The sequence below is a fragment of the Halomonas sp. genome (assembly GCF_041689495.1).
In the GTDB taxonomy this organism is placed as follows: domain Bacteria; phylum Pseudomonadota; class Gammaproteobacteria; order Pseudomonadales; family Halomonadaceae; genus Halomonas.
This window is the reverse complement of the sequence record NZ_JBDNGD010000073.1, coordinates 1-2,114: the sequence shown is the minus strand read 5'-3', so window position 1 is coordinate 2,114 and position 2,114 is coordinate 1. Positions and strand designations below refer to the sequence as shown.

General features: G+C 64.4%; 1 protein-coding gene. It reads right to left on the bottom strand.

Annotation, left to right across the window (positions count from 1 at the left end; all coding sequences use genetic code 11):
* Positions 1-251 precede the first annotated feature (251 nt).
* Positions 252-2,105, bottom strand: coding sequence for a TAT-dependent nitrous-oxide reductase (gene nosZ, locus ACESMD_RS02360; RefSeq protein WP_372609982.1), 1,854 nt, complete (start codon positions 2,103-2,105; stop codon positions 252-254).
* Positions 2,106-2,114 lie beyond the last annotated feature (9 nt).

The following is a 2,114-nucleotide window of genomic DNA, read 5'->3' as shown; positions in this document are numbered from 1 at the left end:
CGGGGTAGCGCCCCGCCGGCAGCCGCAGGCGATCACCGTCGTCGGCCTGATCGACCAGTGGCTGCAGCGATTCGCCGGGGCTGGCCGTCCAGTCGGCGGCCAACAGGCCGCCCGGCAGGCAGAGCTGCCAGGCGGCAAGAAACAGGAAGAGGACGCCGAGAGTCGGTCGTCGGGTCATGCGTGTCTCCACACTCCACACATTGCGAGTGACAGGACAGGGCCGGACGGCTGCCCAGCCCCGGAGGGGGCTATCAGGCCTTCTCAACCAGCATGCGGCCGAACATTTCCATGTGCAAGGCGTGGCAGAACCAGTTGCAGTAGTACCAGTGCACCCCGGGCTTATCCGCGATAAAGGTGACGCTGGCGGTCTGCTGCGGCGAGATCTCCATGGCGACGCCATGATTGACCATGCAGAAGCCATGGGTCAGGTCCTCGATCCGATCCAGGTTGGTGATGGTCACGGTGACCTCGTCGCCCTGCTTGACCCTGAATTCGGTGAGGTTGTACTGCGGTGCCACCGAGGTCATGTAGACCCGTACCTTGTTGCCGTCACGGATGACCTTGTTGTCGCTCATCAGGTCGATGCCGTCCGCCTCGGCCCGGGCCCGGGTGTCGGCGAAGAAGGGGTCGTTGCGATCCCATAGCTTGGTCGGATTGAGCTGATCGGCGCGTAGCAGGATACAGTCGTGGGGCTCGGCGAAGGCCGGGCCGTCGTGCACCAGCTTCATCTCCTCGCCGGAGATGTCGATCAGCTGGTCGTTCTCCGGGTGCAGCGGGCCTACCGGCAGGAAGCGGTCCTTGGAGAACTTGGAGAGCACCACCAGCCACTTGCCGTCGGCGTCCCGGGTTTCGGTCAGGCTGGCGTGATTGTGGCCGGGCTGGTAGTGGACGTCGATCTTCTGACGCAGGTAGGTGACCTCCTCGCCTGAGTAGCTGCGGATGGCGTCCTCGATGTTCCACTTGGCGATCTGGCTGTCGATGAACAGGGTGGTGTAGGCGTTCCCACGGCCGTCGAAGGTGGTGTGCAGCGGTCCCAGGCCGAGTTCCGGCTCGCCGACCACGGTGTCGCGGGGGGCGATGGCGTCATCGAAGAGCTCGGGCAGCTTGTCGATGGCGATGATCGAGCAGGTCGGCGAGAGCTTGCCGCTGGCGATGAAGTACTTGCCGTCCGGCGAGGTGTTGAGGCCGTGGGGGCTCTTGGGCACCGGGATGTAGCGGGTCAGCTTGGAGCCGTGGCGACCGTCGACCACCGGCACCTGGGAATCGCCCAGGGTCTGGTAGTCGCCGGCGGCGACCGCGGCCTCGATGGCATGCACGTCGAAGACCACCACCCAGTCGCGCTCGGCGCGCATGGTGTCCGCCAGGGTGAGACCTTTTTCCGAGTTGTAGCAGGTCGAGGCGGCGAAGCGGCCGGTATAGTCGGCGTCGGTGTTGTCCAGGTTACCGTCGACGATCACCTGCCAGGCCACCTCCATGCTCTCCGCATCGATGGCGTTGAACATGGTGTAGTGATTCTCGGGGTTCTCCATGTCTTGCCCATCGTTGGGATGGGGGATGAAGAACTCGGCGTTGGCGAACACGTACTTGGTATGCGGCACCTTCTGCAGGCGCAGGCCGTGGATCGCCTGGACGTTGGGAATGGTGGTGATCTTGTCCGTCTTCATGATGTCGAGACGGATACGCGCCACCCGGGTGTTGGCCTTGTCGTTGATGAACAGGTACTTGCCGTCGTAGCTGCCGTCGGTCATCGAGACGTGCGGGTGGTGGCAGTCACCGTTGAGGAACTTCGCCGAATCACCCAGTATGCGCTTGGACTCGTTGGTGATGCCCCAGCCGGTGGCACCATCGACGTTGAACACCGGGATGCGCATCAGCTCGCGCATGGAAGGGATGCCGAGCACGCGCACCTCGCCGGACTGTCCGCCACTCCAGAAGCCGTAGTACTCGTCGAGCTCGCCCGGAGCGATGGCGATCTCGCCGTTTTTGCTGGCGGCATGCGCCTTTTGGCTTTGCAGCAGGGCCGCGGCGCTGCCGAAGCCGCCGGCAAGCCCTGCGCCGGCGACGCCGACCACGCCGGTGTTGCGCAAGAAGTGGCGGCGCTCAATATTTTTTGG